Raw genomic sequence first — 4,422 nt, forward strand, 5'->3', positions numbered from 1 at the left:
CCTTTAGAATCCAAGACATGGAAAGTTTTCTTCAACTGGTTTATGTAATGGATATGGCCCTCTATTTGAACGATCTCCCCGGTTTCGGGTCCGTTAAGCATTGGCAGCGGCTTAAATACAGAAAAACCGAACTGGATTATTAAACTCCATTGCTTCACTTATGATCATTTCCATATCTTCGATCTGAGACATATCAAGAACCGGCCTTTTCACTTTGTTCTGGTTGCTTTCTAACTCGCGAAGCAGGCTGACATGCTCCGGCAACATCATGGCCGTCCATTTAATTGATCCACGATCTTTCAAGTTGTCATCTCTCATGGTGCTCATCTCCTTGAGATGATTATATAGGAACTTTCGTTCTTATTTCAAGATTAAAAACTTAATTGGGCATCAAGTTCCTTTAACCCTTCAGAAGTGTTTTTGTCAGGCCAGAAATCCCATTTAACTCTTACAGAATTAATATCTTGAGGCCTATTTAATTTTTTGATTGGAAAAAGAACAAAGCCGTCTGTTTTTGCTCCGGACATGATATCTCCGTCGAAGTTCTCACTATGAATACTGGCTTTAATTTGCTCTCTTGTGTTTGTGAGTAGAGTACCTTGAGTCGGGTAAGTTGAAATGTCTTTATTGCTTTTATTATCGATAATGAAATGGACACCTATCATACCTTGATCACCTGATTCAAGATCCTGTTTTACGACACTGACCTGATCAATTCTGAACTTTACATTGTCCTTATTCACAGACCAATCAACTTTATGGTTTATGGTGTCGTCTAAATTTAGGTCTTCCTCGTCTTCATCTTCATTAACATCTACTGAAGCCGTATCGGTTAAAGATGAAGAAGTTTCTTGATTGTTATCGTCTGATTGCTCATTATGTACCGGTGACCCCATATACCAGAAGCCGATTACAGCTAACACAAACGCAATAGGAGTTAATATCTTTCCTTTACTTCTTGTTTTTTTAACTAAGAGAAATATGACTCCTACAATTAAGCCTAAAACTGAAAAGATTGTTAGGAAACCCATAAATAAAATCATAATAAACCCCCTCTTGTTTAAAACGACCATTTACATTTTAAAACAAGTGAGGGGGATGTTGCTATGGAAATTTAATATCTCTGTTGCTTACAGTACAAGTTTTAAATTCCTTGACCAAAATCACGACCAAAATTTGACCAAAAAATATTGAGATTCATACAGAATTTATTTCAGATTTAAAATAACAAGCACTGAAAAAGCCTTTGTTTATAAGGATTTTCAGTGCTATACATAGTCTATTTCAAATCCAAATTATGTTCCGCACACAAGTCCACCCTTGGGAGCGCGAGCAGTATATGTCTCAGTATTAATTTAGGAATCCCCTTGGCACCAGTGGTGTCAGGGGGTTTTTTTGTGGGTGTTTTTAATATTTTAAGATGGAACATTAATCACCCACAAAAAATTAATAAAAAAATTACTCCATTCTCGTGGAGATATACTCTTCAAATCTATTCATCGAATCCATGTCGATCTTTTTGCTGACATGAGAATTAAATATCGGATGTTACTTGAATACTTTTGTGGCCGAGCCGCTCCTGAACACGGCTGAGAGATCTGAACAGCTCCGTTTCGAATTTTGAGGATGAAAAAACGGACAAGCTTCTCTTTAGAAATCTATGAAAGGGCCATGTGTTATTTTAAGGGGAAGAAAGCATGACGATTATTCACTAACACTATTCGGATACTGAAATGAAAAGTAACCTCGACAGCATGATCATTATTGTAGAAATGAGGAAGCAAAAAGAACCAGCATTTTAATGAACTCAGGGTCAAAGAAATTAATATGGAACTCGGCTTCAAAAAGGACACCTATTATGAAATAAAACAGCGTACAATATATCGTATAGCAACAGCACTCGGAATAACCTGAGTGCTTTTTTGCAGTTAGCATTTGTGTGGGTGAAAATTCCTGTTTTATCGTTAGGTGGTATATTTTTCAATATGACTATGTTAATCTCGTTAAAGGAGGGATAATAATTTGAAAACAAAAATAGTAAGCTTGCTACTTGTATTAAGTTTAGTCTGCGGATTTGCACTTCCATCTTATGCTAAGACATCGATGAATGAAAAGGCAAAAACTAATGCTTCTGGAATTAATGTTATAAGCCAGTCTGAAGATGAAGCATCTTATACCCTTGAATACGGTGGAAAACAGTATCTTATTGATCAAAAAACATTAGATAAAGGAACCTCTAAAGAGGCGATTAAAGTTGATCAATATTTGTTAACTGATGGGCATAAAACACTAGTTGATTCTGCTACAGTCAGTCTTTCTAAGGAATCAAGTAAGATGTCAATTCAAGCAAAATGTAGAGGGAAACAAGGTGCTTCGGTAGAATATCCTTTAGTCAAGATGCATTTGAATTCATGTACAATTAAAAAATTCTTGAATATTGTTGAGGATGCTGACGGTATTGCAGGGGCTATCGCTGGGATAACAGCATTGGTAAAGAAAGTACCTGGAATTTCAGTATATGCTGGAGCAATTGCAGGTGCAATGTTTGCTGGTAAGTATGTTATAAAAAAAATATCTGATAATGGAAAGTACGGAATTTCTTATAATTGGGTACCTGGTACCATTTTTATTTTTCCTTGGAGAAATGGTTAATAATTGAGGTGATAATGTCAAATGAATCGTATATTGGTCTCAATAGCTATTATTATATTTTTAATTGAATATATTGTAGCCCCACTTACAGATATAGATACCGGAAAATACGGCACGTTTATAGGCTTAATATTATTGAGTATTGCGGTTCTAAGATTATCTGATAATGAAAAATCATAAATTTTTGCAGGGAGCAGATTTCAATCTGCTCTCTTTTTTGTTTATTTTATTGGAATGAAAACGACAATTAAGCGACAAATTCCCGACAAAACAGGGGACAAAAAGGGGGAGTTTTTATGTTTGTTTTAACGATAAGATTTAATTATCAAAAAATAATGGAAGATGTACCATTCCCTTATCAAGTTGAATTCGGATACTCAAATTGAGGCGATGAAGAATGAAGACAGACGGGAGGAACATTCTGAGCCGGATCGCGCTAGTCTTGCGGCTTTGGTATCGGGAGATTTATAAGCAGTATGTTTTTTGGACATGTGACTTGCAATACTTGGCTTCCTTACGGAGTATGTGTAAGGTGCAATTTTAATAAGTGTTTAGCGTAAGGAGTGAGTAAAAAAGATATCAGCTTTAGAATCCTGATATCACATAATTGATTATTTCTTTTTATGTTTTGTTCTATCAACCAACCTATAACTTTCATTTGGGTTTTGAGTTGGAGGGAACGGTTTTCCTTTTACAGAAGTTATTTCTCTGTTTCTTGAACCTCCGCGTGGCCCAAAGGGAACGGCCGTCCGGCAGATTTAGGAGGCTTTAGCTGCCCGCTTTTTCTATCCAGACAAAGGGGCAAAGAATAACGGCATAGATAGCTATTACGGGCCGAAAACAGCGAACGCGATCAAGCGGTTCCAGCTGATGCACGGGCTGTCTGCCGACGGTATTTACGGACTGAAGACAAAGGCGAAAATTGAAGCGTTATTGAAGTAGAAAAAGGCCCTCTATAAAAAGAGGGCTAACTGTTATTCATTACTGTCCAATTCCCATACTATCTGACCATCTACTAAAATTTTATTTGGCGGATCATCATAAAGAGAGATCTCAACCAAGGAGCTTTCCCCTTGACTTAACCAATCATATACACTACCTTTGTTTTCTTCAGGATGGGACAAAATATCATCCACTTGAAAAGCAGCTGCAATATATTCTGTAAAATTGATATCAGCTTCATCTAACATATTGTTTGTTTCAAAAACCGTATCTAGTTTACCGATAATTCTTAAGCCACTTTTCCATTCTAGTATCATATCACTTTTTTCATACTTTATTAATGTTCTAATTAAAGAATCGTATCCCATGTATATCCTCTTCTCTTAATGGTTTTTATGGTCTCGCTGGTACTATGTGAGCTCCGTCTTTTCCATAATGTATCATTCCATTAGTAGTCTCTACATACTTACCAGTATCCATATCATAGTATTTTCCTATCACCTTGCCAAAGTCTACCCTTTCTTTATTCTTGCCTAATTTTTTACCCTTTCCAGCAAACGTATCAAGCAATTCTTGTGCTTTTTTGTTATCCCCGTTAAAGATACTTTTGTTTTTCCCGTTGGCAACTTCTTGTTTGTAGTTAGGTGTTCCTGGAATATGTTTTTCTTGAGCTCCTGGTTTAACTTTTGCAGGGAAACCATTTACTTCACGGTACGGACCTTTTGGTACGGATTGTTTGCCGTAGGAAGGTGTTTTATCTACCTTCGCAACTTTCTTTCCAGCTTCTTCACCTTTAAATAACTTGAAGCCGCGCTTTCCGTACTTAAA

At 36.5% G+C, this 4,422-nt stretch carries 4 protein-coding genes and 2 pseudogenes; 2 read left to right on the forward strand and 4 right to left on the reverse strand.

Annotation, left to right across the window (positions count from 1 at the left end):
• Both QMZ64_RS22800 and QMZ64_RS22805 read right to left on the reverse strand, forming a co-directional pair.
• A pseudogene (locus tag QMZ64_RS22800) lies at positions 1-318 on the reverse strand (YolD-like family protein); the annotation flags it as partial.
• A gap of 53 nt (positions 319-371) precedes the next feature.
• Entirely contained in the window at positions 372-1,043 is a 672-nt protein-coding gene (locus QMZ64_RS22805) for a hypothetical protein (RefSeq protein WP_301441619.1), read from the reverse strand.
• A gap of 979 nt (positions 1,044-2,022) precedes the next feature.
• Between QMZ64_RS22805 and QMZ64_RS22810 the strand changes: the two genes are divergently transcribed.
• Both QMZ64_RS22810 and QMZ64_RS22815 read left to right on the forward strand, forming a co-directional pair.
• Positions 2,023-2,652: a hypothetical protein gene (locus QMZ64_RS22810; RefSeq protein ID WP_035338636.1), complete on the forward strand. Its 630-nt coding sequence runs from the start codon at positions 2,023-2,025 to the stop codon at positions 2,650-2,652.
• A gap of 762 nt (positions 2,653-3,414) precedes the next feature.
• A pseudogene (locus QMZ64_RS22815) lies at positions 3,415-3,594 on the forward strand (peptidoglycan-binding domain-containing protein); the annotation flags it as partial.
• 32 nt (positions 3,595-3,626) lie between these two features.
• On the opposite strand, the gene QMZ64_RS22820 reads toward QMZ64_RS22815, so the two are convergent.
• Positions 3,627-3,962 carry a hypothetical protein gene (locus QMZ64_RS22820; RefSeq protein WP_301441620.1) on the reverse strand — a complete coding sequence of 112 codons (336 nt, stop codon included), beginning with the start codon at positions 3,960-3,962 and terminating at the stop codon, positions 3,627-3,629.
• A gap of 25 nt (positions 3,963-3,987) precedes the next feature.
• Positions 3,988-4,422: polymorphic toxin type 50 domain-containing protein (locus tag QMZ64_RS22825; protein ID WP_301441621.1), on the reverse strand; the 435-nt coding region annotated here is incomplete at its 5' end.

The sequence above is a fragment of the Bacillus sp. LB7 genome, assembly GCF_030449715.1.
Classification (GTDB): domain Bacteria; phylum Bacillota; class Bacilli; order Bacillales; family Bacillaceae; genus Bacillus; species Bacillus paralicheniformis.